Origin of the sequence: Pseudomonas sp. PDM22, from assembly GCF_014851965.1 — a bacterium.
Classification (GTDB): Bacteria; Pseudomonadota; Gammaproteobacteria; order Pseudomonadales; family Pseudomonadaceae; genus Pseudomonas.
This window is the reverse complement of sequence record NZ_JACVAR010000001.1, coordinates 1,129,314-1,151,876: the sequence shown is the minus strand read 5'-3', so window position 1 is coordinate 1,151,876 and position 22,563 is coordinate 1,129,314. Positions and strand designations below refer to the sequence as shown.

Below are 22,563 nucleotides of genomic sequence, written 5' to 3'. Positions count from 1 at the left end.
TATCAATCGTTTAGCCTGCCGCGAGGGTTTTTCGCGATGAGCGGCGGGGCAGGGCGCTCATATGAAAAAGCCCCGGCGGGTGGCCGGGGCTTTTTCGGGTCTGGCTGGCGCTTATACGTTGAAGCGGAAGTGCATTACGTCGCCATCCTTGACGATGTATTCCTTGCCTTCCAGGCGCCATTTGCCGGCCTCTTTCGCGCCCTGTTCGCCCTTGAACTGGATGAAGTCGTCGTAGGCGACGACTTCGGCGCGGATGAAGCCTTTTTCGAAGTCGGTGTGGATCACGGCGGCGGCTTGCGGGGCGGTGGCGCCGACGCGGACGGTCCAGGCGCGGACTTCCTTCACACCGGCGGTGAAGTAGGTCTGCAGGTGCAGCAGCTCGTAGCCGGCGCGGATCACGCGGTTCAGGCCAGGCTCTTCGAGGCCGAGGGACTCGAGGAACATGTCCTTCTCTTCGCCATCGTCGAGCTCGGCGATCTCGGCTTCGATCTTGTTGCACACCGGCACGACCATGGCGCCTTCTTCTTCGGCGATGGCGCGCACGACGTCCAGGTGCGGGTTGTTCTCGAAGCCGTCTTCGGCGACGTTGGCGATGTACATCACCGGCTTGCTGGTCAGCAGGTGGAAGCTGCGGATGAGGCGCTTCTCGTCATCGCCCATGTTCTTCATCAGCGAGCGGGCGGGTTTGCCTTCGCTGAAGTGGGGGATGAGCTTTTCCAGCAGGGCTTTCTGCACCAGGGCGTCCTTGTCGCCACCCTTGGCGTTGCGCGCGACCTTCTGCAGTTGCTTCTCGCAGCTGTCGAGGTCGGCGAAGATCAGTTCGAGGTCGATGATCTCGATGTCGCGCTTGGGGTCGACGCTGTTGGAGACGTGGATGACGTTCTCGTCTTCGAAGCAGCGCACCACGTGGGCGATGGCGTCGGTCTCGCGGATGTTGGCGAGGAACTTGTTGCCCAGGCCTTCACCCTTGGAGGCGCCCGCTACCAGGCCGGCGATGTCGACGAATTCCATGGTGGTCGGGATCACGCGCTCGGGCTTGACGATCTCGGCCAGCGCATCGAGGCGGGCGTCGGGCATCGGTACGATGCCGCTGTTCGGCTCGATGGTGCAGAAGGGGAAGTTTTCCGCCGCGATGCCGGATTTGGTCAGGGCGTTGAACAGGGTGGACTTGCCGACGTTGGGCAGGCCGACGATGCCGCAGTTGAATCCCATGCTAGGTTCCTCGCGCCACGTGGCGGAAATTGAGGTGTGTCAGGCCTTCTGGCTGTGCAGCTTCTGCATCGCGCGGGTCCAGTCCCCGTCGAGCATTTCCGGCAGCACGCCGAGGGCGGAGTCGATGCTGGTGTCGAGCAGTTCCTGCTCGGAGCGCGGGGCGCGGCCGAGGACGAAGCCGGAGACCAGGCTGCTGTGCCCCGGATGGCCGATGCCAAGCCGCAGGCGATGGAAACCGTTCTGGTTGCCGAGTTGGGCGATGATGTCGCGCAGCCCGTTGTGCCCGCCATGTCCGCCGCCCTTCTTGAGCTTGGCAACGCCGGGAGGCATGTCGAGTTCGTCGTGGGCCACCAGGATGGCTTCGACCGGAATGCGGAAGAATCCGGCGAGCGCCGCCACGGCCTGGCCGCTGCGGTTCATGTAGGTGGTGGGGATGAGCAGACGAACGTCGCGGCCCTTGTGGCTGAACTTGCCGACCAGGCCGAAGTACTTCTTGTCCAGCGACAGGTTCGCGCGTTGCGCGTCCGCCAGTCGCTCAACGAAAAGGGCCCCCGCGTTATGCCGGGTCTGGTCGTATTCGGGGCCTGGATTTCCCAGGCCAACGATCAGTTGTACGGCAGTCACGACGGGGGCCCCTTCCTTAAAGGCAATGGTGCGCGCGATTACTCGGCAGCAGCTTCGCCTTCACCTTCTTCTTTCACTACGCGGGAAGCGTGGATGTTGGCGACGGCCAGGTCGTTACCGTGGGCCAGTTGCACCAGCTCTACGCCTTTCGGCAGTTTCAGGTCGGACAGGTGAACGATCTGACCCAGTTCTACTTTGGCCAGGTCGACTTCGATGAATTCCGGCAGGTTGGTCGGCAGGCAGGAAACTTCGACTTCGGCGATCACGTGGGAGATCTCGCCGCCACCAACCTTGACGCCAACAGCGGTGGCTTCGTTGATGAAGTGCAGCGGTACGTGGGCGGTCAGTTTCTGGCCGGCAACGACGCGCTGGAAGTCAGCGTGCATGACGAAACCCTTGGACGGGTGACGCTGCAGGGCCTTGATCAGTACGGTTTCCTTGGCGGAACCGACGTTCAGGGTGATCACGTGGCTGAAGGCAGCCTCGTTTTCCAGCAGCTTGGACACTTCGCGCAGTTCCAGGGTCAGGGATTGCGGGGCTTTCTCGCCACCGTAAACCACAGCCGGGATCAGGCCTTCGTTACGACGCAGGCGGCGGCTCGCACCTTTCCCCAGGTCGGAACGCTCTTGAGCATTGAGTACAAAATCAACCATTTCGCTATCTCCAAAATGACAAGATCGCCCGGACGCTTGCGACCAGCGTTCGGGCGATTTTGCTAATGCCCCATCGACGTGACGGGGCGCTTTACGTCAGCTCTGTCCCGCCTCAGCGGAACATGGCGCTGATCGATTCTTCGTTGCTGATGCGGCGCATGGCTTCAGCGACAACCGGAGCGATATCCAGCTGGCGGATGCGGCCACAGGCTTGCGCAGCAGCGGACAGCGGGATGGTGTTGGTCACCACCAGCTCGTCCAGTACGGAATTCTCGATGTTCTCGATGGCGCGGCCGGACAGCACCGGGTGGGTGCAGTAGGCGATGACCTTGGCGGCGCCGTGCTCTTTCAGAGCCTTGGCGGCGTGGCCGAGGGTGCCAGCGGTATCGACCATGTCGTCGACCAGTACGCAGGTGCGGCCTTCGACATCACCGATGATGTGCATGACTTCGGACTGGTTGGCCTTCGGACGACGCTTGTCGATGATGGCGAGGTCCACGCCCAGGGACTTGGCAACGGCGCGAGCACGCACCACACCACCGATGTCCGGGGAGACGATCATCAGGTTCTCGAAGCGCTGGTCTTCGATATCGTCGACCAGTACGGGCGAGCCATAGATGTTGTCGACGGGGATATCGAAGAAGCCCTGGATCTGGTCGGCGTGCAGGTCAACGGTGAGAACGCGGTTGACGCCTACGACGGTCAGCATGTCGGCAACGACTTTGGCGCTGATGGCCACGCGGGCGGAACGCGGACGGCGATCCTGGCGGGCGTAACCGAAGTAGGGGATGACTGCCGTGATACGAGTCGCCGAGGAGCGGCGGAAGGCATCGGCCATCACTACCAGTTCCATCAGGTTGTCGTTGGTCGGTGCGCAGGTCGGTTGGATCAGGAAGACGTCCTTACCACGAACGTTTTCGTTGATCTCAACGCTGATCTCGCCGTCGGAGAATTTACCGACAGAAACGTCACCGAGGGGGATGTGCAGCTGCCGTACGACACGGCGTGCCAGATCGGGGTTGGCGTTCCCCGTGAAAACCATCATTTTGGACACGCTGCGGTACCTGTGTCGGCTTGAGGGTAGGCCCGGTTGAGCCAGAAGAAAATGGCAGGGGCGGCTGGATTCGAACCAACGCATGGCAGGATCAAAACCTGCTGCCTTACCGCTTGGCGACGCCCCTGTAGCTTACAACTTGCGGAGCAATGTGTTCGTTGACGCTGTACGTGTAACCCTGTGGGTTAATGGCAGGGGCGGCTGGATTCGAACCAACGCATGGCAGGATCAAAACCTGCTGCCTTACCGCTTGGCGACGCCCCTGTATCGTACAACCGATTACATTGCTTACTTCTCAGTCCAGGCTTTGCAGCTTTCGGTGCAACATCGAGATGTTACGGCCTTGGGCAACAAAACTCGGCAGAGTGGCCGGAAGTTGGCGGCGAACTTTATCAGCATCGCCCTTGTTTGGGAAGCTCCCAAACACACAAGCTCCGGTGCCGGTCAATCTAGCCTGGGTAAATTTACCTAGCTGGATCAGTGCGTTACGTACATCCGGGTAACGCTTCTCGACGACCGGCTGGCAGTCGTTATGACCGTCCACCCCGAGAAGGCTGCGAACTTTAATGGGCGGAGTATCCCGTGTCAACTCGGGATCGGAGAAAACTTCTGCTGTGGAGACAAAGACTTGCGGCACGGCGACGAGGAACCAGGGTTCGTCGAGTTCCACCGGCGTGAGCTGTTCGCCGACGCCTTCGGCAAATGCCGCGCGGCCGCGCACGAAGACTGGAACGTCTGCGCCCAGGCTCAGGCCCAGCGCGGCGAGGCGGTCCTCGCTCCAGTTCAGCTGCCACAGGTGATTCAGCGCGAGCAGGGTGGTGGCAGCGTCGGAACTGCCGCCGCCGATGCCGCCGCCCATGGGCAGGCGCTTGTCCAGCCAGATGTCGGCGCCCAGCTGGCAGCCCGATTGCTCCTGCAGCCGGCGGGCGGCCTTGACGATCAGGTTGCTGTCGTGGGGAACGCCGTCGATCTCGGTATTCAGGCGGATTTCGCCATCTTCGCGAGCAGCGAATTGCAGTTCGTCGCCGTGGTCGAGGAACTGAAACAGGGTCTGCAGTTCGTGGTAACCATCGGCGCGGCGACCGGTGATGTGCAGGAACAGGTTGAGCTTGGCCGGCGCCGGCAGGGTCAGGCGGTCCTGCATGTCACTGCGGGTCCGCTTTGTTCGACTGGCCTGCGCCCAATTGACGCGGCTGCCAGGTCTTCACCACCAGGGTGACGTCGAGGTCCTGGCCGTGCAGCTTCAGGCGCTCGGGCAGCCAGTAGCCGTTCTGCTCGCTGTAGCGGGTGTACTCCACGTCCCAGCCGTCCTGCTGCAGCTTGGCCAGTCGGCTGTCGCCGTCCAGGGTCAGGCGGCTCTTGCTGTCCGGCGCGGGCAGGCCGCGAATCCACCAGAGCAGGTGGGAAACCGGCAGGCGCCAGCCCATCTGTTGTTCCAGCAGTTCTTCGGGGGAGGTGGCCTCAAAGCGGCCCTGGCCGGCGACCTCGAGGGTCACCGCACCTTCGCGCCCGGTCAGGCGTGCGGCGCCGCGGCCCAGCGGGCCCGACAGGCGGATGTCGTAGTAGTCCTGGCGTTGCAGCCAGAACAGGGTGCCGCTGCCGGAGTCCTTGGGTGCGCGGATGCCGACCTTGCCATCGATCTGCCAGCCGTCGAGGGTGGCGATGCGCGCCTTGTGGGCGTTCCAGGCGGTGGCGTTGCCCTGGCCTTCCAGGGCTTCGTGGGTGCCGAAGCTGGAGCAGCCGGCGAGCAAGGCAAGCGCGGCGGCGCCGATCAGGTGACGTAAACGCATGAATCAGAGGGTTCCGGAGCCGGTCAGGCGCAACATGGTGTCGCGTAGGACGGCGCTGTCAGGCTGGCTTTGCAGGGCGGTGGCCCAGACCTTGCGGGCTTCGCTCTGTTTGCCCTGGGCCCAGAGCACTTCGCCCAGGTGCGCAGCCACTTCGTGGTCGGGGAAGCGTTCCAGCGCCTTGCGCAGGTAGGTTTCCGCTTCGCTGAGGTTGCCCAGGCGGTAATTCACCCAGCCCAGGCTGTCGAGGATCGCGGGGTCGTCCGGGTTCAGCGAATGGGCCTTCTGGATCAGGTCGCGGGCTTCGCTGTAGCGGGTGGTGCGGTCGGCCAGGGTGTAGCCCAGCGCGTTGAGCGCCATGGCGTTGTCCGGCTCGCGCTGGATGATCAGCCGCAGGTCCTGCTCCATCTGCGCCAGGTCGTTGCGCTTCTCGGCGAGCATGGAGCGGGTGTAGAGCAGGTTGAGGTCATCCGGGAACTGCTTGAGGCCCTGCTGGATGACGTTCCAGGCGCGATCCACCTGGTCGCGATTGGACAGGCCTTCGGCTTCGATCAGGTACAGCTGGATGGCGTAGTCAGGCTGGCGGTCGCGAGTCTCGGCCAGGCGGCGCGAGGCGTCGTCATAGCGCTTCTGGTCCAGCAGGATCTCGGTCGAGCGCAGCTGGGCCGGGAGGAAGTCGTTGCCCGGGCCGACCAGGGCGTATTCCTTGAGCGCGGTTTCCGGGTCCTTCTGCTCCTCGGCCAGGCGGCCCAGGTTGAAGTGGGCGGAGTCGACGTGGCTGTCGCGCTCGACCAGTTCCTGCAGGTAGACCTTGGCCTCGTCCCAGGCCTGGGCTTCGAGGCAGACCAGCGCGAGGGAGAAGCGCAGGTCGTCGTCGTCGGGGAATTGCTCGACCAGCGCGGAGAACTCGGCCTTGGCGTCTTCCAGGCGGTTCTGCTCCACCAGCAGGCGGGCGTAGGCGAGGTGGACGCGCTTGTCGTCCGGGTGTTCCTTGATGCCGGCCTTGAGCAGCGGCAGCGCTTCGTCGCTGCGCTTCATGCTCTGCAGCAGGCGCGCGCGCAGCAGCAGCGGGGCGACGTCATGCTTGCTGGCGGAGTTGTCTTCGAGCAGGTGCAGGGCTTCCTGCGGGCGGCCGTCCTGCTGCAGCAGCAGGGCCTTGCCGAACAGCAGCTGGCCGTTGTCGGGGTACTTCTTCAGCAGGCGGTCGAAGCTCTGCAAGAGGCCGGCGCGGGTATCCGGGTCAGTCTCGGCGGCGGACAGCGCAAGGAAGTCGAAGTGAGTGTCACCCTGGCCGTTGAGGACTTTCTCCATGTACACCATGGATTCGTCGTACTGGCCGGTGCGCGCCAGCTGGATGGCGGCGGCGCGCTGGGCATCGAGGTTGTCCGGCGCGGCCTTGGCCCAGATCAGCGAGGTGTCCAGGGCTTCCTGGTCGGCGCCCAGGTACTCGGCGATGCGGAAGGCGCGCTCGGCGACGCCAGGGTCGCGGGTTTCCCTGGCCTGCTCGACGTAGTTGGCGAGGGCGATGTCGAAGCGGTTGCGCTGGCCGGCGAGCTCGGCGGTGAGCAGCGAGAACAGGGTGTCTTCGCTGAAGGAGCCGTACTTCTGATCCTTCTGAGCAGCCGCAGCTTTGTCCTTCTCCGCGGAAGCACTGTCGGAATTTTTCTGTGTAAGAGACTGGCAGCCGCCGAGCAGCAGCAGAGCAGTCAGCAGCGCAAGAGACTTGTTCATAGAGGAAGGACGAGGGCCTGACCTGCGAAATGGGACCATCATGACATAAGGAAAGTGCCAATCCCATGGGCAAGCGCCGCTGACGGGCCTGTATACGATTTGCAGTGTGCGATACGTCGCGGGTGGTTGTCCTTCACAAGGCTAAGTAGGACAATTGCGGGCTTTCCGATCAGCTCAGCGATTCTGCATGGCCTTCATTGCCCTCGGCATCAACCACAAGACCGCGTCCGTGGCCGTCCGCGAGCGCGTGGCTTTTACTCCCGAGCAGATGGTCGAGGCCCTGCAGCTGCTGTGCAGGCTGACTTCCAGCCGGGAAGCCGCGATCCTCTCCACCTGCAACCGCAGCGAACTCTACCTGGAGATCGAGCATCCGGACGCCGGCGACGTGCTGGCCTGGCTGGCCGATTACCACAACCTGGGGATCGACGACCTGCGCGCCTGCGCCTACGTCCACCAGGACGAGGAAGCCGTGCGCCACATGATGCGCGTCGCCGCGGGCCTGGATTCCATGGTGCTGGGCGAGCCGCAGATCCTCGGGCAGATGAAATCCGCCTACGCCGTAGCCCGCGAGGCCGGCACCGTCGGGCCGATGCTGGGGCGCCTGTTCCAGGCCACCTTCAGCACCGCGAAGACCGTGCGCACCGATACCGCCATCGGCGAGAACCCGGTGTCCGTGGCTTTCGCCGCGGTCAGCCTGGCCCGGCAGATATTCAGCGATCTGAGCCGCAGCCAGGCGTTGCTGATCGGCGCCGGCGAGACCATCACCCTGGTCGCCCGCCACCTGCACGAGCAGGGCGTGAAGCGCATCGTGGTCGCCAACCGTACCCTGGAGCGCGCCAGCCTGCTGGCCGAGCAGTTCGGCGCCCGCGCCATCCTGCTGGCGGACATGCCGGACGAACTGGTCAACAGCGACATCGTCATCAGTTCCACCGCCAGCCAGTTGCCGATCCTCGGCAAGGGTGCGGTGGAGCGCGCGTTGAAACAGCGCCGCCACAAGCCGATGTTCATGGTCGATATCGCCGTGCCGCGCGACATCGAGCCGGAAGTCGGCGAGCTGGAAGACGTCTACCTCTATAGCGTCGATGACCTCCACGAAGTGGTCGCGGAAAACCTCAAGAGCCGCCAGGGCGCTGCCCAGGCCGCCGAGGAGCTGGTGGGGGATGGCGTGCACGAATTCATGCTGCGCCTGCGCGAGCTGGCCGCGGTCGATGTGCTGCGCGCCTATCGCCAGCAGGCCGAGCGCCTGCGCGACGAGGAAACCCAGAAGGCCCAGCGCCTGCTGGCCAACGGCGCCGACCCGATGGAAGTCATCGCCCAGCTCAGCCGTGGCCTGACCAACAAATTGCTGCACGCCCCCAGCGTGCAGATGAAGAAACTCTCCGCCGAGGGCCGCATCGATGCGCTGGCCGTCGCGCAGGAACTGTTCGCCCTCGAGGAGGGCACTGACAAGCGATGAAAGCTTCCCTCCTGAAAAAGCTGGATATCCTGAGCGACCGCTATGAAGAGCTGACGGCTCTCTTGGGCGACGCCGAGGTGATCAGCGACCAGACCAAGTTCCGCGCCTACTCCCGTGAATACGCGGAAGTGGAGCCGGTCATCCTCGCCTTCCGCGAGTTCCGCAAGGTGCAGTCCGACCTCGAAGGCGCCCAGGCGCTGCTCAAGGACAGCGACCCGGACCTGCGCGAGATGGCCGAGGAGGAAGTCGCCGAGGCGAAGTCCGCCCTGGTCGGCCTGGAGGATCGCCTGCAGCGCATGCTGCTGCCCAAGGACCCCAACGACGGCCGCAACGTCTTTCTGGAAATCCGCGCCGGCACCGGCGGCGACGAAGCCGCGATCTTCTCCGGCGACCTGTTCCGCATGTACTCGCGCTACGCCGAGAAGCAGGGCTGGCGCGTGGAGATCATGTCCGAGAACGAGGGCGAGCACGGCGGCTATAAAGAAGTCATTGCCCGCGTGGAAGGCGAGAGCGTCTACGCCAAGCTCAAGTTCGAATCCGGCGCCCACCGCGTGCAGCGCGTACCGGCCACCGAATCCCAGGGGCGCATCCATACCTCGGCGTGCACCGTGGCGGTGCTGCCGGAGCCGGACGAACAGGCGGCCATCGAGATCAACCCGGCCGACCTGCGCGTGGACACCTACCGTTCCTCCGGCGCCGGCGGCCAGCACGTGAACAAGACCGACTCGGCGGTGCGCATCACGCACATCCCGTCGGGCATCGTGGTCGAGTGCCAGGAAGAGCGCTCGCAACACAAGAACCGCGCCAAGGCCATGGCCTGGCTCGCGGCCAAGCTCAACGACCAGCAGCAGTCCGCGGCCCAGCAGGCGATCGCCAGCACGCGCAAGCTGCTGGTCGGTTCGGGGGACCGCTCCGAGCGCATCCGCACCTACAATTTCCCCCAGGGCCGGGTGACCGACCACCGCATCAACCTCACCCTGTATTCCCTGGGTGAAGTCATGGAAGGCGCGGTGGAGCAGGTCATCGAGCCGCTGCTGCAAGAGTTCCAGGCCGACCAGTTGGCCGCGCTCGGCGACTGAGAGAGCGATAGACCATGGCAACCATCATGACCCTGCTCAACGAGGCGCAACTGCCGGACTCGCCCAGTGCGCGTCTGGATGCCGAACTGCTGCTCGCCGCCGCGCTGGGCAAACCGCGCAGCTTCCTGCGGACCTGGCCCGAGCGCGTGGTCACCCGCGAGGCCCACGACCTCTATGACCGCTACCTGGCCCGCCGGGTGGCTGGCGAGCCTGTGGCCTACATCCTCGGCCGCCAGGGCTTCTGGAGCCTGGACCTGGAAGTTGCGCCGCACACCCTGATTCCGCGTCCGGACACCGAGTTGCTGGTGGAGACCGCGCTGGCGCTGCTGCCGGCCTCGCCAGCGCGCGTGCTCGACCTGGGCACCGGCACTGGGGCCATCGCCCTCGCGCTGGCGTGCGAACGCCTGAGCTGGCAGGTGCTGGGCGTCGACCGCATTCCCGAGGCCGTGGCCCTGGCCGAGCGCAACCGCGAGCGCCTGCGCCTGGCCAACGTCGCCTTCCGCACCAGCCACTGGTTCTCCGCGATGGAGGGCGAACACTTCGCGCTGATCGTCAGCAACCCGCCCTACATTCCCAGCACCGACCCGCACCTCAAGCAAGGCGATGTGCGCTTCGAGCCCTCGAGCGCGCTGGTCTCCGGGCAGGATGGGCTGGACGACATCCGCCTGATCATCGATCAGGCGCCGAACCACCTGGAAAACGGCGGCTGGCTGATGCTCGAACATGGCTTCGACCAGGCTGACGTCGTGCGCGACCTGCTGCTCTGCCGTGGCTTCAGCGCGGTGGAAAGCTGTCGCGACCTCGGCGGCCACGAGCGCATCAGCCTGGGGCGCTGGACATGCTGACCGACAACGAACTGCTGCGTTACAGCCGGCAGATCCTCCTGCCGCAGATCGACGTGGACGGCCAACTGCGCCTGAAGGACAGCCGCGTGCTGATCGTCGGCCTCGGCGGCCTCGGTGCCCCGGTGGCGCTGTACCTGGCCGCGGCCGGCGTCGGCGAACTGCACCTGGCGGACTTCGACACTGTCGACCTGACCAACCTGCAGCGGCAGATCATCCACGGCACCGACAGCGTCGGCATGGGCAAGGTGGACTCCGCCACCGCCCGCCTGACGGCGCTGAATCCGGACGTGAAGCTGGTCGCCCATCGCCAGGCGCTGGACGCCGACTCCCTCGATGCCGCCGTGGCGGGCGTGGACCTGGTGCTGGATTGCTGCGACAACTTCGGCACCCGCGAAGCAGTCAACGCCGCCTGCGTCGCCGCGAAGAAACCGCTGGTGAGCGGCGCTGCCATTCGCCTGGAAGGGCAGCTTTCGGTGTTCGATCCGCGCCGCGAGGAAAGCCCGTGCTACCACTGCCTCTACGGCCATGGCAGCGAAGCCGAGCTGACCTGCAGCGAGGCCGGCGTGGTCGGCCCATTGGTGGGGCTGGTGGGCAGCCTGCAGGCGCTGGAAGCGTTGAAGCTGCTGGCTGGCTTCGGCGAGCCGCTGGTAGGTCGCCTGCTGCTGATCGATGCCCTTGGCACGCGCTTCCGCGAACTTCGGGTCAAGCGCGATCCGCAGTGCGCCGTGTGCGGAGCCGCGCATGGCTGATGCCGCGCCGATCGGCGTGTTCGATTCCGGTGTGGGCGGCCTCAGTGTCCTCCACGAAATCCGGGCGCGGCTTCCCCACGAATCCCTGATCTACCTCGCCGATTGCGGCCACGTGCCCTACGGCGAGAAGACTCCCGAATACATCCGCGCGCGTTGCCGTGCCATCGCCGACTTCCTCCTGGCCCGTGGCGCCAAGGCGCTGGTGCTGGCCTGCAACACGGCCACCGCCGCCGCCGCTGCTGACCTGCGCGAGCTGTACCCGCAACTGCCCATCGTCGCCATGGAACCGGCCGTGAAGCCGGCGGCCGAAGCGACCCGCAGTGGCGTGGTCGGCGTGCTCGCCACCACCGGCACCCTGAAGAGCGCACGATTCGCCGCGCTGCTGGACCGGTTCGCCAGCGACGTGCGCGTCATCACCCAGCCCTGCCCGGGGCTGGTGGAGCGCATCGAGCTGGGCGACCTGAGCGGTCCGCAGACCCGCGAGCTGTTGCAAGGTTACGTCGCGCCGTTGTTGGCCGAAGGTTGTGACACGCTGATCCTGGGCTGCACGCATTACCCTTTCCTGCGCCCGCTGTTGCGTGAACTGGTGCCAGCGGACGTCTCGCTGATCGATACCGGGGCTGCGGTGGCCCGCCAGCTTGAGCGCCTGCTGCAGGTGCGGGGGATGCTGGCAAAAGGCGATGCAAAAAAAACTGAGCTATGGACCAGCGGTGCAGTCGAAGGATTTGAACGCGTACTGCCGGTGCTCTGGGGCACCGAAGAGTCCGTCAGTTTCTTCCCTGGCTGAGAGAAAAATAGCTAGCTACCCACTTTGGTCTGTCAGCAAGTGGTGACAAATGGCCTTATAATCGCCAGCTATTCGCGGGGATTTTTCATTCAGCTTTCTAATAAAGGATGTTTCGATGAAGAAACTACTCTCGCTTGCCGCCGTGGCAGCTTTGACTCTGGGGCATCTGGTCTCCGCACAGGCCGCTGGCCTGACTGGCGCCGTGGGTTTCACCGGGCAGAACACCATGACCTATCGCCTGGGGCTGGGGTTCGATTGGGACAAGAGCTGGTGGGAAAGCTCCACCGGGCGCCTGACCGGGTACTGGGACGCCGGCTACACCTACTGGGAAGGTGGTGACGAGGCCAGCGGCCGTCATTCGCTGTCCTTCAGCCCCGTGTTCGTCTATGAGTTCTCTGGCGAGAAGGTCAAGCCCTTCGTCGAAGCCGGTATCGGCGTGGCCGTATTCAGTGGCTCCCGTGTCGGCGACCAGAACCTGGGTGGCGCTTTCAACTTCGAGGATCGCCTGGGCGTCGGCCTGCGCTTCGGTGAGGGCCAGGCACTGGGTGTGCGCGCCATGCACTATTCCAACGCCGGTATCAGCCAGCCGAACGATGGCATCGAATCCTACAGCCTCTATTACACGCATCCGCTGTAACGGAACGCTGACAAAGAAAGCCGGGCCCTGGGTCCGGCTTTTTTGTGCGCGACAGGAATAGCGGGGGGCGGCTCCTGCGCCCCAAAAGGCACTGGAGTTGATCGGTAACTCCATAGGGCGGATAACGCGCCAGCGCTACCCGCTGTGACGTAACCGGCGGATAACCCGTTCCGGGTTATGCGCCCTACGGGCGGAGTCCCCCCGCGATCGTGCGCATGGCGCGCTCGGCTTCAGCGGCCGGCGGAGAGGCTCTTGAACGCTTCCAGCGCGCGTTCCCGAGTAGCCGACAGGTCGCACATCGGCTGTGGATAACGTTCCGCGCCGAACAGCCCGAGCTTCGATGGATCGTGCATCGCCCGACCCTGCAGCCCGGCCAGCTCCGGCACCCAGCGGCGGATGAAACGCCCGTCCGGGTCGAAGCGCTCGGACTGCGAGATCGGGTTGAAGATGCGGAAGTAGGGCGCCGCGTCGGTGCCGGTGGAGGCGCTCCATTGCCAGCCGCCGTTGTTCGCCGCCAGGTCGCCGTCGATCAGGTGACGCATGAACCAGCGTTCGCCCTCGCGCCAGTCGATCAGCAGGTTCTTGGTGAGGAACATCGCCACCACCATGCGCAGGCGGTTGTGCATCCAGCCGGTGGCGAGCAACTGGCGCATGGCGGCGTCGATGATGGGGAAGCCGGTGCGGCCCTGCTGCCAGTCCTCCAGGTCCTTCCGGTCGTAGCGCCACTTCAGCTTCTCGGTGTCCTCGCGGAAGGCCCGGTGCCGGCTCACGCGCGGGAAGCCAACCAGGATGTGCTTGTAGAACTCGCGCCAGAGCAGTTCGTTGATCCAGCTGACCGCGCCGCTGTTGCCGGTCTCGAACTCGCCGTGGTTGTTCGCCAGCGCCGCGTGCAGGCATTGCCGGGACGACAGCACGCCGGCGGCCAGGTACGGCGAAAGGCGGCTGGTGCCGTCGCGGGCGGGGAGGTCGCGGGTGTCCTGGTAGGTCTTGAGGATTTCGTCGGTGAACAGCTCAACGCGCTCATGGGCGGCTTCCTCGCCGGCGGGCCATTGCTCGCTCAGTTCGGCTGGCGGCGGCTCGAAGCCTGCGACCTGCGCGGGCACCTCGTCGCTGGCGATATCCAGCTCCTGCTGCGCGCGGGGTGCCGGTACGAGGCTGGGCACACCGAGGTTCAGGCGTTCGTAGCAGACCTTGCGGAACTGGCTGTAGACCTGGAAGTAGGTGCCACCCTTGGTGAGGATGGTTCCGGGGGTGAAGAACAGCTGGTCGAGGTGGCTGCGCACGCGGATGCCGTCGTGCTCCAGCGCTTTCTCCACGGCGGCGTCGCGGGCGGCTTCGTTGACGCCGTACTCCTCGTTGACGTGCAGCGTCTCGATGTCCAGCTCGCGGCAGAGCTGCGCGATGACTTTTGGTGCCTCATCCCAGTGATCCGCCGTGCGGATCAGCAACGGTATGCACAGCTTGTCGAGGCCGGCGCGCAGTTCGCGCAGGTTGCGCAGCCAGAAGTCGACCTTGCACGGGGCGTCGTCGTGGCGCTGCCACTGGCCGGGGCTGAGCAGGTAGAGAGCGATCACCGGGCCGCGCTCGGCGGCGGCGTGCAGGGCACTGTTGTCGCGCAGGCGCAGGTCGGTGCGCAGCCAGACGAGTTGGCGTTTCATGCGGCCTCCCCGTTGAGCAGGTGCAGTTCGCGCAGCAGGTCGAAGGCGGCGACCGGATCGCTGGCCAGGTGCAGCGGTGGTTCGGCGATGGCCAGTTCCTGCAGCGCGTCGGGGTGGATGGCGGTGGCGGGGCCGGCCAGCAGGCGCGGGCAGTCGACGCCGGCCAGCAGCCGGGGCAACTGCAACAGGTTCAGCGTGCGGCTGGAGTAGAGCAGCACGGCACGCGGCTGCAGGCGCTCCACCGCCAGCGCCAGTTCACCGGGCGGCAAGGGCCAGTCGAAGATTTCCAGCGGGCAACCGGCGCTGCTGGCCAGCCAGGCGGTGAGCCACAGGCCCGGTTCCAGCGGCAGTCCGGACTGGTTCACCAGCAGCAGCGGTGCGCCGCGCTGCTGGCGGTTGTGGTGGTAGAGGCGGGTGCCGAACTTGGTGCGCAGCCAGGTGTGGAAGAACACCCGTTCCAGCTGCGCGCCGAACTGGCCCTGCCAGCGCCGTTCCAGCTCGTCCAGCAGCGGCAGCATCAGTTGCTCGCAGAGGGTTTGCGCGGGATAGATTGCCAGCGCGCCGTTGAACAGCTCGTCCAGCTGGCGTTCGTTGATCCGGCCGATCGCGGCGATGCATTGCAGGCGCAGGTCGTCCCAGGGCGAGGCGGTGGTTTCCGGCGGAGGCGGCGCGTCTTCGTCGAGCAGCGCGCGGATCTTGCTCACCGCCACGCCTCTGCCTAGCCAGGTGAGAATGGCCTGGATGCGCGCGATCTGCGCTTCGGAGTAGAGGCGGTGGCCCTTGGGCGTGCGTTGCGGCACGACCAGGCCGTAGCGGCGCTCCCAGGCGCGCAGGGTGACCGGGTTGACGCCGGTGCGCCGGGAGACTTCGCGGATCGGCAGCCAGCCTTCGGCCAGGGCCTGACGGTAGTCGTCGTCTGATTCGCGGTGAGGGTGGTCGGGGTTCATGGACATCCTTTCAGTACGTCTGATGGCTACGTCAGATGGCATTGCGCAGGCTCAGGTCTTCGGGGTGCGGTTGCAGGTAGGCCTGGGCATCGATGTAGGGGTGCGGGTGCAGGCGGAAGTGGTGCTTGAGCAGCGTCAGCGGCACCACCAGCGGGATCACGCCTTCGCGGTACTGGTCGATCAGCCGCTGCATCTCTGCCTTCTCGGTGGAGGGCAGGTCGTGCTTGAGGTAGCCGGCCAGGTGCTGCAGTACGTTGCTGTGGGTACCGCGGGTGGCACAGGTGCCCAGCGCCTGCATGAAGTCACGGAAGTAGTCCGGGGCGAAATCCTCCAGCGGCTGCTCGCCGATCTTCGCCAGACGCTGGCCGAGCGCGCTGTACTGGCGCGGGTTGTGCGCCATCAGCTGATACTTGTAGCGGGAGTGGAAGCCAATCACCGCGTGGCGTGTCAGGCCCTGCGCGCAGAGCTTCTGCCAGGCGGCGTAGGCAAACACGCGGGTGAGGAAGTTCTCGCGGATCACCGGGTCGTTGAGCCGGCCCTCTTCTTCCACCGGCAGTTCCGGTCGCGCGGCGCAGAAGGTTTCCGCATAGAGCCCGCGCACGCCTGGCGGACGCAGCTGGCCGTCGAAGCGATAGAGCTTTACCCGCTGCAGGCCACAGGAGGGCGACTGCTGCATGAATATGTAGCCGCAGATGTCCTGCAGCAGCCCGGCTTGCTTGCGGCCGAAATCGCGCAGGGCTTCGCTGACATCGCGGCCGCCTTCTCGCTGGATCAGGGCCTTCGGGTCATCTCGGTCGCCGACCAGGCGCAGGGTCGGCCGCGGCACGCCGAGGCCGATGGCGACTTCCGGGCACACCGGGACGAAGTCGAAGTAGCGGCTGAGCACGTCCAGGCATAGGCGCGAGGCCTTGTGTCCACCGTTGTAGCGCACCGGCTCGCCCAGCAGGCAGGCGCTGATGGCGAGCTGGGGGCGTGAGGGGCTGCTGGGCTTGGCGATGGGCATGGCGGTAACCGATTTCTTGTACAGGTTGGCTATCTTGTACAACTATCGGTAAGGATAGGCGCAGGCTTGTACAAGTGCAAAGACTTGTACAAGGAAGGGGCGGGTGCGCGGATTCGACGGCCATCTCCGCAGGGAGATGGCCGTGGTCGATCAGAGGTGTTCGAGCAGGCGGCGAGCGGCTTCCAGGCCGCTCAGCCAGGCGCCTTCCACGCGGCCTGAGAGGCACCAGTCGCCGCAGGCGTAGATGCCCAGGTCAGCGTCGGCGAGGGCGCCGAACTGGTGCGCTTCCATGGGGCGGGCGTAGAGCCAGCGGTGGGCGAGGGCGAAGTCAGGGGCGTGGACGGCGCAGCCGATCAGCTCGGCGAAGGCGCCGCGCAGGTGCTCGATCACGCTGTCCTTGGGCAGGTCGATGTGCTGCTTGCTCCAGCCGCTGGCAGCGTGCAGCACCCAGGTGTCGAGTTGTTCGTCACGGCCCGGCTTGGAGTGGTTGCTGGCCAGCCAGGACAGCGGCCCCTCGTGCACGAAACAGCCCTGCACGGGCGTATCCAGCGGCTCGCGGAAGGCCAGGGCAACGGCCCAGGTCGGCTCCATGGGTATGCTCGCGGCGGCGGCGGCCAGCTTCGGCGCACTGGCCAGCAGGGCCGCGGCCTGGGGCGCGGGGGTGGCGACCAGCACGTGGCTGAAGGGGCCGTGGGTCTGGCCCTCGGAGTCCTGCAGGTGCCAGTGCTCCTCGCCGCGGAATACTTCGGTGATGCGGCAGGTGAAGGTGACGACCTGGTCCTGCAGCAGTGCCCGGGTGATCGCGCTCATGCGCGGAGTGCCGACCCAGCGCGGCTGCTCGTCGGGGGAGGGGCTCAGTTCACCGTCGCGGTACTGGTAGAGGGCCGGGTCCCATTCGGCGACCCAGCCGTGCTCGCGCCACTTCTGCACGGCGTCGAGAAAGCGCCGGTCGCGGGCGGTGAAGTACTGCGCACCGAGATCCAGGGCGCCGGCTTCGCTGCGCTTGCTGGCCATCCGGCCGCCGCTGCCGTGGCCCTTGTCGAACAGCTGGACGACTTGTCCGGCGTCGCGCAGGGCGTGGGCGGCCGAGAGTCCGGCGATACCGGTGCCAATGATGGCAATGGGGGCGCTCATGACATGCCTCGTAGTCTGTGTCTTTCAGCGTAACGAGCGGAGTGTTCTTGTACAAACGAAACTATCTGTACAATTGGTTTCCAGCTGCCCGCGCTCGTCAACGATAGGAGTCCGATCATCGGAACCTTCGGCGCCGCATCGGTTCATTCAGGAATGAGCCCGGCTTTGGTTCCGGCACTTACAGCGTAGACCTCGCCGTAGAGGGAGTGTCAATGCAATCGCCTCCCTCTCGTCCAGACTGATGGAAGGTGGAACAGCCAAACAAGGAGTTCGCCATGCATATTCTCTTGACCGGCGGCACCGGCCTGATCGGCCGCCGCCTCTGCCGCCGGTGGAGCGCCGAAGGGCACCAGCTCACCGTGCTGAGCCGCCAGCCGCAGCGCGTCGCCTCGCTGTGCGGCGAGACGGTGCGCGGTATCGCCGACTTCGAGGCCTATGGAGACGGGCCGCTGGATGCGGTGGTCAACCTGGCCGGCGAGCCCATCGCCGACAAGCCGTGGAGCGCCCGGCGCAAGGCCCTGCTGTGGGACAGCCGGGTGCGCCTGACCGAGCGCCTGGTGAGCTGGCTGGAGGGGCGCAGCCAGCGCCCGGTGGTACTGATCAACGGCTCGGCGGTCGGTTGGTACGGCGATGCCGGCGAGCGTCCGCTGGAGGAGAACAGCGCGGCTGCCGGCGAGGATTTTGCCAGCGAGCTGTGCCTGGCCTGGGAGCAGATCGCCCGCGAGGCCGAGGCACTGGGTATCCGCGTGGTCCTGGTGCGCACCGGGCTGGTGCTGGCACCCGAAGGTGGTTTCCTCAAGCGCCTGCTGCCGCCGTTCCGCCTGGGCGCCGGTGGGCGGCTGGGCGATGGTCGGCAGTGGATGTCGTGGATCCATATCGAAGACCAGATCGCCCTGATCGATTTTCTTTTGCGCAAGGCGGATGCGGCCGGTCCTTATAATGCGTGCGCGCCGCAGCCGGTGCGCAACCGCGACTTCACCCAGGAACTGGGCCAGGCGCTGCACCGGCCGACGCTGGTGCCGGTGCCGGGCTTTGCCCTGCGCCTGTTGCTGGGTGAAATGTCGACCCTGTTGCTGGGCGGCCAGCGCATCGTGCCGCGCCGCCTGCTGGACGCCGGCTTCGAGTTCCGCTTCCCGGAATTCAAGGAAGCGCTGGCCGATGTGCTGCAGGAAAAGCGCTGAGTCCCTGCGACATCGGCAACAGCCCTGGAACATCTGGATAGCGCGGGCGGCGTGTAAACTGCGCAGCCCGCACGACGACCTCCTACCGTACCGGTTTAAGGACACTGCATGACCCAAAACGCCCTCCTGCTGGTCAACCTGGGATCCCCGGCCTCCACCCAGGTCGAGGACGTGCGCCGCTACCTCGATCAGTTCCTCATGGACCCTTACGTGATCGACCTGCCCTGGCCGATCCGCCGGCTGCTGGTATCGCTGGTGCTGCGCAAGCGCCCGGAGGAATCCGCCCACGCCTACGCGTCGATCTGGTGGGACGAGGGCTCGCCGCTGGTCGTGCTGAGCCGCCGCCTGCAGGAGGCCGTGAAGCCGTTCTGGCCGCACGGCCCGGTGGAGCTGGGCATGCGCTATGGCGAACCGTCCATTGAAAAGGCGCTGTTGCGTCTGAGCCAGCAGGGCATCACCCAGGTGACCTTCGCGCCGCTGTACCCGCAGTTCGCCGACAGCACCACCACCACTGCCATCGAGGAAGCCCGCCGGGTGATGCGCGAGCACAACCTCAAGCTGGAGCTGAAGGTGCTGCCGCCGTTCTACGCCGAACCGGAGTACCGCCAGGCGCTGGTGGACAGCGTGAAGCCGTACCTGGAGCAACCCTATGACCATCTGCTGCTGAGCTTCCACGGCCTGCCCGAGTCGCACATCCGCAAGCTGGTGAAGGACAAGCGCCACGACCTCACCGCCAGCTCCAGCCGGGGTGTGCACGAGGATGTCATGGCCGTCTGTTATCGCAGCCAGTGCCTGCGCACGGCGGAGGATTTCGCCGCTGGCGCCGGTCTGCAGGACGGGCGCTGGTCGGTGTCCTTCCAGTCGCGCCTGGGCCGCAACAAGTGGATCGAGCCCTACACCGAGGCGCAGCTGGACAAGCTCGGCAAGCAGGGCGTGAAGCGCCTGCTGGTGATGTGCCCGGCCTTCGTCGCCGACTGCATCGAGACGCTGGAAGAGATCGGTCAGCGTGGCCAGGAGCAATTCCGCGCGGCGGGTGGCGAGGAGCTGGTGCTGGTGCCTTGCCTGAACGACCAGGAACTGTGGGCGCGGGCGCTGGCGAAGCTTTGTGAGCGAATGCCTGCTGCGATCTGAGCCAGTCATGTCGGGTGAATAACGCCTCGAGCGTTATCCGCCACGGCGGATAAAGCGTTCCGCTTTATGCGCCCTACAGGGATGATCTGCTCTTCGTGGGAGCGAGCTTGCTCGCTCCCACAGGGGGAGACGGCGAAACCCTCCATCCAATCCCTGACCACCCATTCATCAGCCAACGGCCGACGCGCGCATTCAGAGATTTGATAGTGCGCGCGCGACGCGTTCGCAATGCCTACTCTGCGGGTTCTCCCCTTCGCCTTCGCCGCGATTGGCGGCGTTTCAGGAGCCCGGCATGAACAACAACAATAACGGCTACCCCTCCAGTGCCGTGGCCTGGTCCACGGTTGCGATCCTCATGGTCGCCTACGTGCTTTCCTTCATCGACCGACAGATTCTCAACCTGCTGGTCGGCCCCATCCGTCGCGATCTGGAGATCAGCGACACGCAGATGAGCCTGCTGATGGGCCTGTCCTTCGCGCTGTTCTACACGCTGTGCGGTATCCCTCTCGGGCGCATGGCCGACAGCCGCAGCCGTCGCGGTCTGATCACCGTCGGCGTGCTGATCTGGAGTGCCATGACCGCCGCCTGCGGCCTGGCTCGCCAGTACTGGCACTTCCTGCTGTTCCGTGTCGGTGTTGGCGTGGGCGAGGCGGCCTTGTCGCCGGCCGCCTACTCGCTGATCGCCGACAGCTTCCCGGCCCAGCGTCGCGCCACCGCCATCAGCGTCTACTCCATGGGCATCTACCTCGGCTCGGGGCTGGCCTTCCTGCTCGGCGGGCTGGTGATCAAGTTCGCTTCCGCCCAGGGCGACGTACACCTGCCGATCCTCGGTGAAGTGCGCCCCTGGCAGCTGATCTTCCTGATCCTCGGCGCTGCCGGCGTGCTCTTCACCCTGCTGATGCTCGCGGTGAAGGAACCGACCCGTCGTGGCGTCGGTGCCGGCGTGGTGGTGCCGATGAGCGAAGTGGGCGCCTACCTGCGCGCCAACCGCAAGACCGTGCTCTGCCACAACTTCGGCTTCGCCTGCATCTCCTTCGCCAGCTACGGCAGCGGCGCCTGGGTGCCGACCTTCTTCGTCCGCACCTACGGCTGGGACGCCGGCCACGTGGGCGTGGTGTACGGCAGCATCGTCGCCGTGTTCGGTTGCCTGGGCATCGTCTGCGGCGGCCGTCTGGCCGACTACTGGGCCAAGCGCGGGCGCACCGATGCCAACATGCGCGTGGGCCTGCTGGCCGCCTGCCTGGCGATTCCGCTGAGCCTGGTCTATCCGCTGCTGGACAGCGGCAACGCAGCGGCGGCGATGATGGCGCCCATCGTGTTCTTCCTCAGCATGCCCTTCGGCGTCGCCCCCGCGGCGATCCAGGAAATCATGCCCAACTCCATGCGCGGCCAGGCCTCGGCCATCTACCTGTTCGTGGTCACGCTGCTGGGCCTGGGCATCGGCCCGACCGCCATCGCCCTGGTGACCGACTACGTGTTCGGCGACGACATGGCGCTGCGCTACTCGCTGCTGATCGTCAGCGTCGTGGCCCTGGTCGCGGGCGCATTGCTGCTGGCCAGCGGCCTGAAGCCCTACCGCGCGAGCCTGGAGCACCTGAAGAGCTGGAGCCTGAAAGGCGAGAGCGACAGCGGCGCGATGCAACGCCAGCCGGCCTGATCGTTCTTCCGCGAGATCGAGCCCCCGCGCAGTGATGCACGGGGGCTTTTCTTTGCCCGTGGCACAATGCGGCGCAACACGGACTTGAGGAGAGGTTTCCGGCATGGACGGAAAGGGCATTGGTGCTGGGCTGGCAGGCCTCGTGGCGCTGGCGCTGAGCACTTGCGCAGCGGCGGACGGCCCCTGGTTGGCCTTCACGCAGAATGACCTCATCGGCTTCAAGGATGCGCAAGGTGTGGTGAAGGTCGCGCCGACGCTCAGCCCGATGTTGACCCTGGCCCGACGCTTCGAGCACGTCATCGCCGCCGGTGAGGAAACTGCCGACGGTTACCGCAGCTACTACCTGTTGCGCGACGGCCGACAGGTGGCGCCGGATTCGCTGTGCTTCTTCGATAACGCACCGGTCTGCGAGAGCGAAAACAGCATCCGCTTCCGTGACCGCCAGCGTGACAAGGTCGGTTTCCTCGACGGCAATGGCCAGGTGCTGATCCCGGCCGAGCTGAGTGACGCGACGGCCATGCGCAACGGCATGGTGGTGGCGCTGAAGGGCGCCACGCGCAGCTGTGCCGATCCGGACGTGAGCCTGGAGCAGTGCGAGCACAAGGGCTGGAGCGGTGGCACTGAACTGCTGCTGGATCGCCACGGCAGGACGCTGGTGCAAGGCTTCGACGCTTCCCGCGCCGAAGCGCTGGACTGGTTTTCGAAGCAGGTGAGCGGGCAAGCTTCCAGCGACCCACGCCGCGTGTCCTTCAAGGGAGTCGACGGCCGCTACATCAGCTTCGTCGATATCGAGAAGGACTTCGCCGTCTGGTTCCGCGATGAGTTCCTCGCGCACCTCGATGACGCCTCGCTGAAGGCCCACAGCTACTCCCGAATCCGGATTGGGCAGGGCGGTGAGCCGCTGGATGACTGGCAGGCCGCCACGCCGGACGAGGTGCTGAAAAAGTACGGCGCAGAGTTGCGCCAGCGACTGGAGGCCTTGCGAAGCTCCGCCGGCTACGGCGTGCGCCAGGGCGATATGGGCTGGCCCTTCGACCCCGAGCGCGACCCGCAGTACTTCGACGGTTGCGGCGAGTTCGCCCAGTGGCAGACGCCCAGGGTGTCGGCCATGGAGCATTGGCAGCAGGGCTCGTTCGAGCCGGGCAAGCACGCCAGCTTCGAATTCATCCGTACCGCCGAGGGGTATCGGCTGGTGGCGTTTTCTATCCCCGGGCAGTGACGGCTACCTGTAGGAGCGG

21 protein-coding genes and 2 tRNA genes are annotated in these 22,563 nt (G+C 65.8%); 10 read left to right on the top strand and 13 right to left on the bottom strand.

Annotated features, from left to right (window positions below; genetic code table 11):
• Positions 1 to 111 precede the first annotated feature (111 nt).
• From ychF to IB255_RS05500, 9 genes are all read right to left on the bottom strand, one after another.
• Entirely contained in the window at positions 112 to 1,212 is a 1,101-nt protein-coding gene (gene ychF, locus IB255_RS05540; RefSeq protein WP_081516405.1) for a redox-regulated ATPase YchF, read from the bottom strand.
• Between the two features lie 39 nt (positions 1,213 to 1,251).
• Positions 1,252 to 1,836, bottom strand: a complete 585-nt coding sequence (gene pth, locus IB255_RS05535; protein WP_081516404.1) for an aminoacyl-tRNA hydrolase — start codon at positions 1,834 to 1,836, stop codon at positions 1,252 to 1,254.
• Between the two features lie 38 nt (positions 1,837 to 1,874).
• A complete protein-coding gene (locus IB255_RS05530) occupies positions 1,875 to 2,489 on the bottom strand; it encodes a 50S ribosomal protein L25/general stress protein Ctc (protein WP_081516403.1) in 615 nt (204 codons plus the stop codon).
• A 112-nt stretch (positions 2,490 to 2,601) separates the two neighbouring features.
• Positions 2,602 to 3,543 carry a ribose-phosphate pyrophosphokinase gene (locus IB255_RS05525; protein WP_015478849.1) on the bottom strand — a complete coding sequence of 314 codons (942 nt, stop codon included), beginning with the start codon at positions 3,541 to 3,543 and terminating at the stop codon, positions 2,602 to 2,604.
• A 52-nt stretch (positions 3,544 to 3,595) separates the two neighbouring features.
• Positions 3,596 to 3,670, bottom strand: a tRNA-Gln gene (locus tag IB255_RS05520).
• A gap of 62 nt (positions 3,671 to 3,732) precedes the next feature.
• Positions 3,733 to 3,807 (bottom strand) — tRNA-Gln (locus tag IB255_RS05515).
• Positions 3,808 to 3,838: 31 nt separating this feature from the next.
• Complete coding sequence (gene ispE / locus IB255_RS05510) at positions 3,839 to 4,687, bottom strand: 4-(cytidine 5'-diphospho)-2-C-methyl-D-erythritol kinase (RefSeq protein WP_081516402.1); 849 nt, start codon at positions 4,685 to 4,687, stop codon at positions 3,839 to 3,841.
• Position 4,688: 1 nt separating this feature from the next.
• Positions 4,689 to 5,333: a lipoprotein insertase outer membrane protein LolB gene (gene lolB / locus IB255_RS05505; protein ID WP_081516401.1), complete on the bottom strand. Its 645-nt coding sequence runs from the start codon at positions 5,331 to 5,333 to the stop codon at positions 4,689 to 4,691.
• Between the two features lie 3 nt (positions 5,334 to 5,336).
• Positions 5,337 to 7,103, bottom strand: a complete 1,767-nt coding sequence (locus IB255_RS05500) for a tetratricopeptide repeat protein (protein ID WP_177429472.1) — start codon at positions 7,101 to 7,103, stop codon at positions 5,337 to 5,339.
• A 145-nt stretch (positions 7,104 to 7,248) separates the two neighbouring features.
• On the opposite strand from IB255_RS05500, the gene hemA reads away from it, so the two are divergent.
• The 6 genes from hemA (at position 7,249) to IB255_RS05470 (ending at position 12,614) form a co-directional block, all read left to right on the top strand.
• The gene (gene hemA / locus IB255_RS05495; RefSeq protein ID WP_045211202.1) at positions 7,249 to 8,517 is read left to right on the top strand and encodes a glutamyl-tRNA reductase; all 1,269 of its coding nucleotides are present in this window, start codon (positions 7,249 to 7,251) and stop codon (positions 8,515 to 8,517) included.
• The gene (gene prfA, locus IB255_RS05490) at positions 8,514 to 9,596 is read left to right on the top strand and encodes a peptide chain release factor 1 (RefSeq protein ID WP_081516399.1); all 1,083 of its coding nucleotides are present in this window, start codon (positions 8,514 to 8,516) and stop codon (positions 9,594 to 9,596) included. The genes hemA and prfA overlap by 4 nt, the downstream gene beginning before the upstream one ends.
• 14 nt (positions 9,597 to 9,610) lie before the next feature.
• Complete coding sequence (gene prmC / locus IB255_RS05485; protein ID WP_081516398.1) at positions 9,611 to 10,441, top strand: peptide chain release factor N(5)-glutamine methyltransferase; 831 nt, start codon at positions 9,611 to 9,613, stop codon at positions 10,439 to 10,441.
• Entirely contained in the window at positions 10,435 to 11,190 is a 756-nt protein-coding gene (locus IB255_RS05480; RefSeq protein ID WP_081516397.1) for a molybdopterin-synthase adenylyltransferase MoeB, read from the top strand. Before prmC ends, IB255_RS05480 begins: the two co-directional genes overlap by 7 nt.
• Positions 11,183 to 11,977, top strand: a complete 795-nt coding sequence (gene murI / locus IB255_RS05475; protein WP_081516396.1) for a glutamate racemase — start codon at positions 11,183 to 11,185, stop codon at positions 11,975 to 11,977. The genes IB255_RS05480 and murI overlap by 8 nt, the downstream gene beginning before the upstream one ends.
• Positions 11,978 to 12,092: 115 nt before the next feature.
• Positions 12,093 to 12,614: an acyloxyacyl hydrolase gene (locus tag IB255_RS05470; protein ID WP_081516395.1), complete on the top strand. Its 522-nt coding sequence runs from the start codon at positions 12,093 to 12,095 to the stop codon at positions 12,612 to 12,614.
• Between the two features lie 230 nt (positions 12,615 to 12,844).
• Here IB255_RS05470 and phrB read toward each other — a convergent pair whose 3' ends face one another.
• From phrB to IB255_RS05450, 4 genes are all read right to left on the bottom strand, one after another.
• Positions 12,845 to 14,272 (bottom strand): deoxyribodipyrimidine photo-lyase, encoded by a 1,428-nt coding sequence (phrB, locus tag IB255_RS05465; protein ID WP_081516394.1) that lies wholly within the window; start codon positions 14,270 to 14,272, stop codon positions 12,845 to 12,847.
• The gene (locus tag IB255_RS05460; RefSeq protein ID WP_081516393.1) at positions 14,269 to 15,219 is read right to left on the bottom strand and encodes a MerR family transcriptional regulator; all 951 of its coding nucleotides are present in this window, start codon (positions 15,217 to 15,219) and stop codon (positions 14,269 to 14,271) included. Before IB255_RS05460 ends, phrB begins: the two co-directional genes overlap by 4 nt.
• A 31-nt stretch (positions 15,220 to 15,250) precedes the next feature.
• Positions 15,251 to 16,222 carry a YbgA family protein gene (locus IB255_RS05455; RefSeq protein ID WP_081516392.1) on the bottom strand — a complete coding sequence of 324 codons (972 nt, stop codon included), beginning with the start codon at positions 16,220 to 16,222 and terminating at the stop codon, positions 15,251 to 15,253.
• Positions 16,223 to 16,372: 150 nt separating this feature from the next.
• A complete protein-coding gene (locus IB255_RS05450; RefSeq protein ID WP_081516391.1) occupies positions 16,373 to 17,356 on the bottom strand; it encodes an NAD(P)/FAD-dependent oxidoreductase in 984 nt (327 codons plus the stop codon).
• A gap of 275 nt (positions 17,357 to 17,631) precedes the next feature.
• Between IB255_RS05450 and IB255_RS05445 the strand changes: the two genes are divergently transcribed.
• From IB255_RS05445 to IB255_RS05430, 4 genes are all read left to right on the top strand, one after another.
• The gene (locus tag IB255_RS05445; protein ID WP_081516390.1) at positions 17,632 to 18,537 is read left to right on the top strand and encodes a TIGR01777 family oxidoreductase; all 906 of its coding nucleotides are present in this window, start codon (positions 17,632 to 17,634) and stop codon (positions 18,535 to 18,537) included.
• 108 nt (positions 18,538 to 18,645) lie between these two features.
• On the top strand, positions 18,646 to 19,668 hold the full coding sequence (hemH, locus tag IB255_RS05440) for a ferrochelatase (protein WP_081516389.1): 1,023 nt from the start codon (positions 18,646 to 18,648) through the stop codon (positions 19,666 to 19,668).
• A 292-nt stretch (positions 19,669 to 19,960) separates the two neighbouring features.
• Entirely contained in the window at positions 19,961 to 21,325 is a 1,365-nt protein-coding gene (locus tag IB255_RS05435) for a spinster family MFS transporter (RefSeq protein WP_081516388.1), read from the top strand.
• 103 nt (positions 21,326 to 21,428) lie between these two features.
• Positions 21,429 to 22,544, top strand: coding sequence for a hypothetical protein (locus IB255_RS05430; RefSeq protein WP_081516387.1), 1,116 nt, complete (start codon positions 21,429 to 21,431; stop codon positions 22,542 to 22,544).
• Positions 22,545 to 22,563 lie beyond the last annotated feature (19 nt).

Coding starts and splice junctions, on each gene's coding strand:
- ychF (WP_081516405.1), bottom strand. CDS start 1,212: ATGGGATTCAACTGCGGCATCGTCGGCCTGCCCAACGTCGGCAAGTCC.
- IB255_RS05530 (WP_081516403.1), bottom strand. CDS start 2,489: ATGGTTGATTTTGTACTCAATGCTCAAGAGCGTTCCGACCTGGGGAAA.
- ispE (WP_081516402.1), bottom strand. CDS start 4,687: ATGCAGGACCGCCTGACCCTGCCGGCGCCGGCCAAGCTCAACCTGTTC.
- lolB (WP_081516401.1), bottom strand. CDS start 5,333: ATGCGTTTACGTCACCTGATCGGCGCCGCCGCGCTTGCCTTGCTCGCC.
- IB255_RS05500 (WP_177429472.1), bottom strand. CDS start 7,103: ATGATGGTCCCATTTCGCAGGTCAGGCCCTCGTCCTTCCTCTATGAAC.
- hemA (WP_045211202.1), top strand. CDS start 7,249: ATGGCCTTCATTGCCCTCGGCATCAACCACAAGACCGCGTCCGTGGCC.
- prfA (WP_081516399.1), top strand. CDS start 8,514: ATGAAAGCTTCCCTCCTGAAAAAGCTGGATATCCTGAGCGACCGCTAT.
- prmC (WP_081516398.1), top strand. CDS start 9,611: ATGGCAACCATCATGACCCTGCTCAACGAGGCGCAACTGCCGGACTCG.
- IB255_RS05480 (WP_081516397.1), top strand. CDS start 10,435: ATGCTGACCGACAACGAACTGCTGCGTTACAGCCGGCAGATCCTCCTG.
- murI (WP_081516396.1), top strand. CDS start 11,183: ATGGCTGATGCCGCGCCGATCGGCGTGTTCGATTCCGGTGTGGGCGGC.
- IB255_RS05470 (WP_081516395.1), top strand. CDS start 12,093: ATGAAGAAACTACTCTCGCTTGCCGCCGTGGCAGCTTTGACTCTGGGG.
- phrB (WP_081516394.1), bottom strand. CDS start 14,272: ATGAAACGCCAACTCGTCTGGCTGCGCACCGACCTGCGCCTGCGCGAC.
- IB255_RS05460 (WP_081516393.1), bottom strand. CDS start 15,219: ATGAACCCCGACCACCCTCACCGCGAATCAGACGACGACTACCGTCAG.
- IB255_RS05455 (WP_081516392.1), bottom strand. CDS start 16,222: ATGCCCATCGCCAAGCCCAGCAGCCCCTCACGCCCCCAGCTCGCCATC.
- IB255_RS05450 (WP_081516391.1), bottom strand. CDS start 17,356: ATGAGCGCCCCCATTGCCATCATTGGCACCGGTATCGCCGGACTCTCG.
- IB255_RS05445 (WP_081516390.1), top strand. CDS start 17,632: ATGCATATTCTCTTGACCGGCGGCACCGGCCTGATCGGCCGCCGCCTC.
- hemH (WP_081516389.1), top strand. CDS start 18,646: ATGACCCAAAACGCCCTCCTGCTGGTCAACCTGGGATCCCCGGCCTCC.
- IB255_RS05435 (WP_081516388.1), top strand. CDS start 19,961: ATGAACAACAACAATAACGGCTACCCCTCCAGTGCCGTGGCCTGGTCC.
- IB255_RS05430 (WP_081516387.1), top strand. CDS start 21,429: ATGGACGGAAAGGGCATTGGTGCTGGGCTGGCAGGCCTCGTGGCGCTG.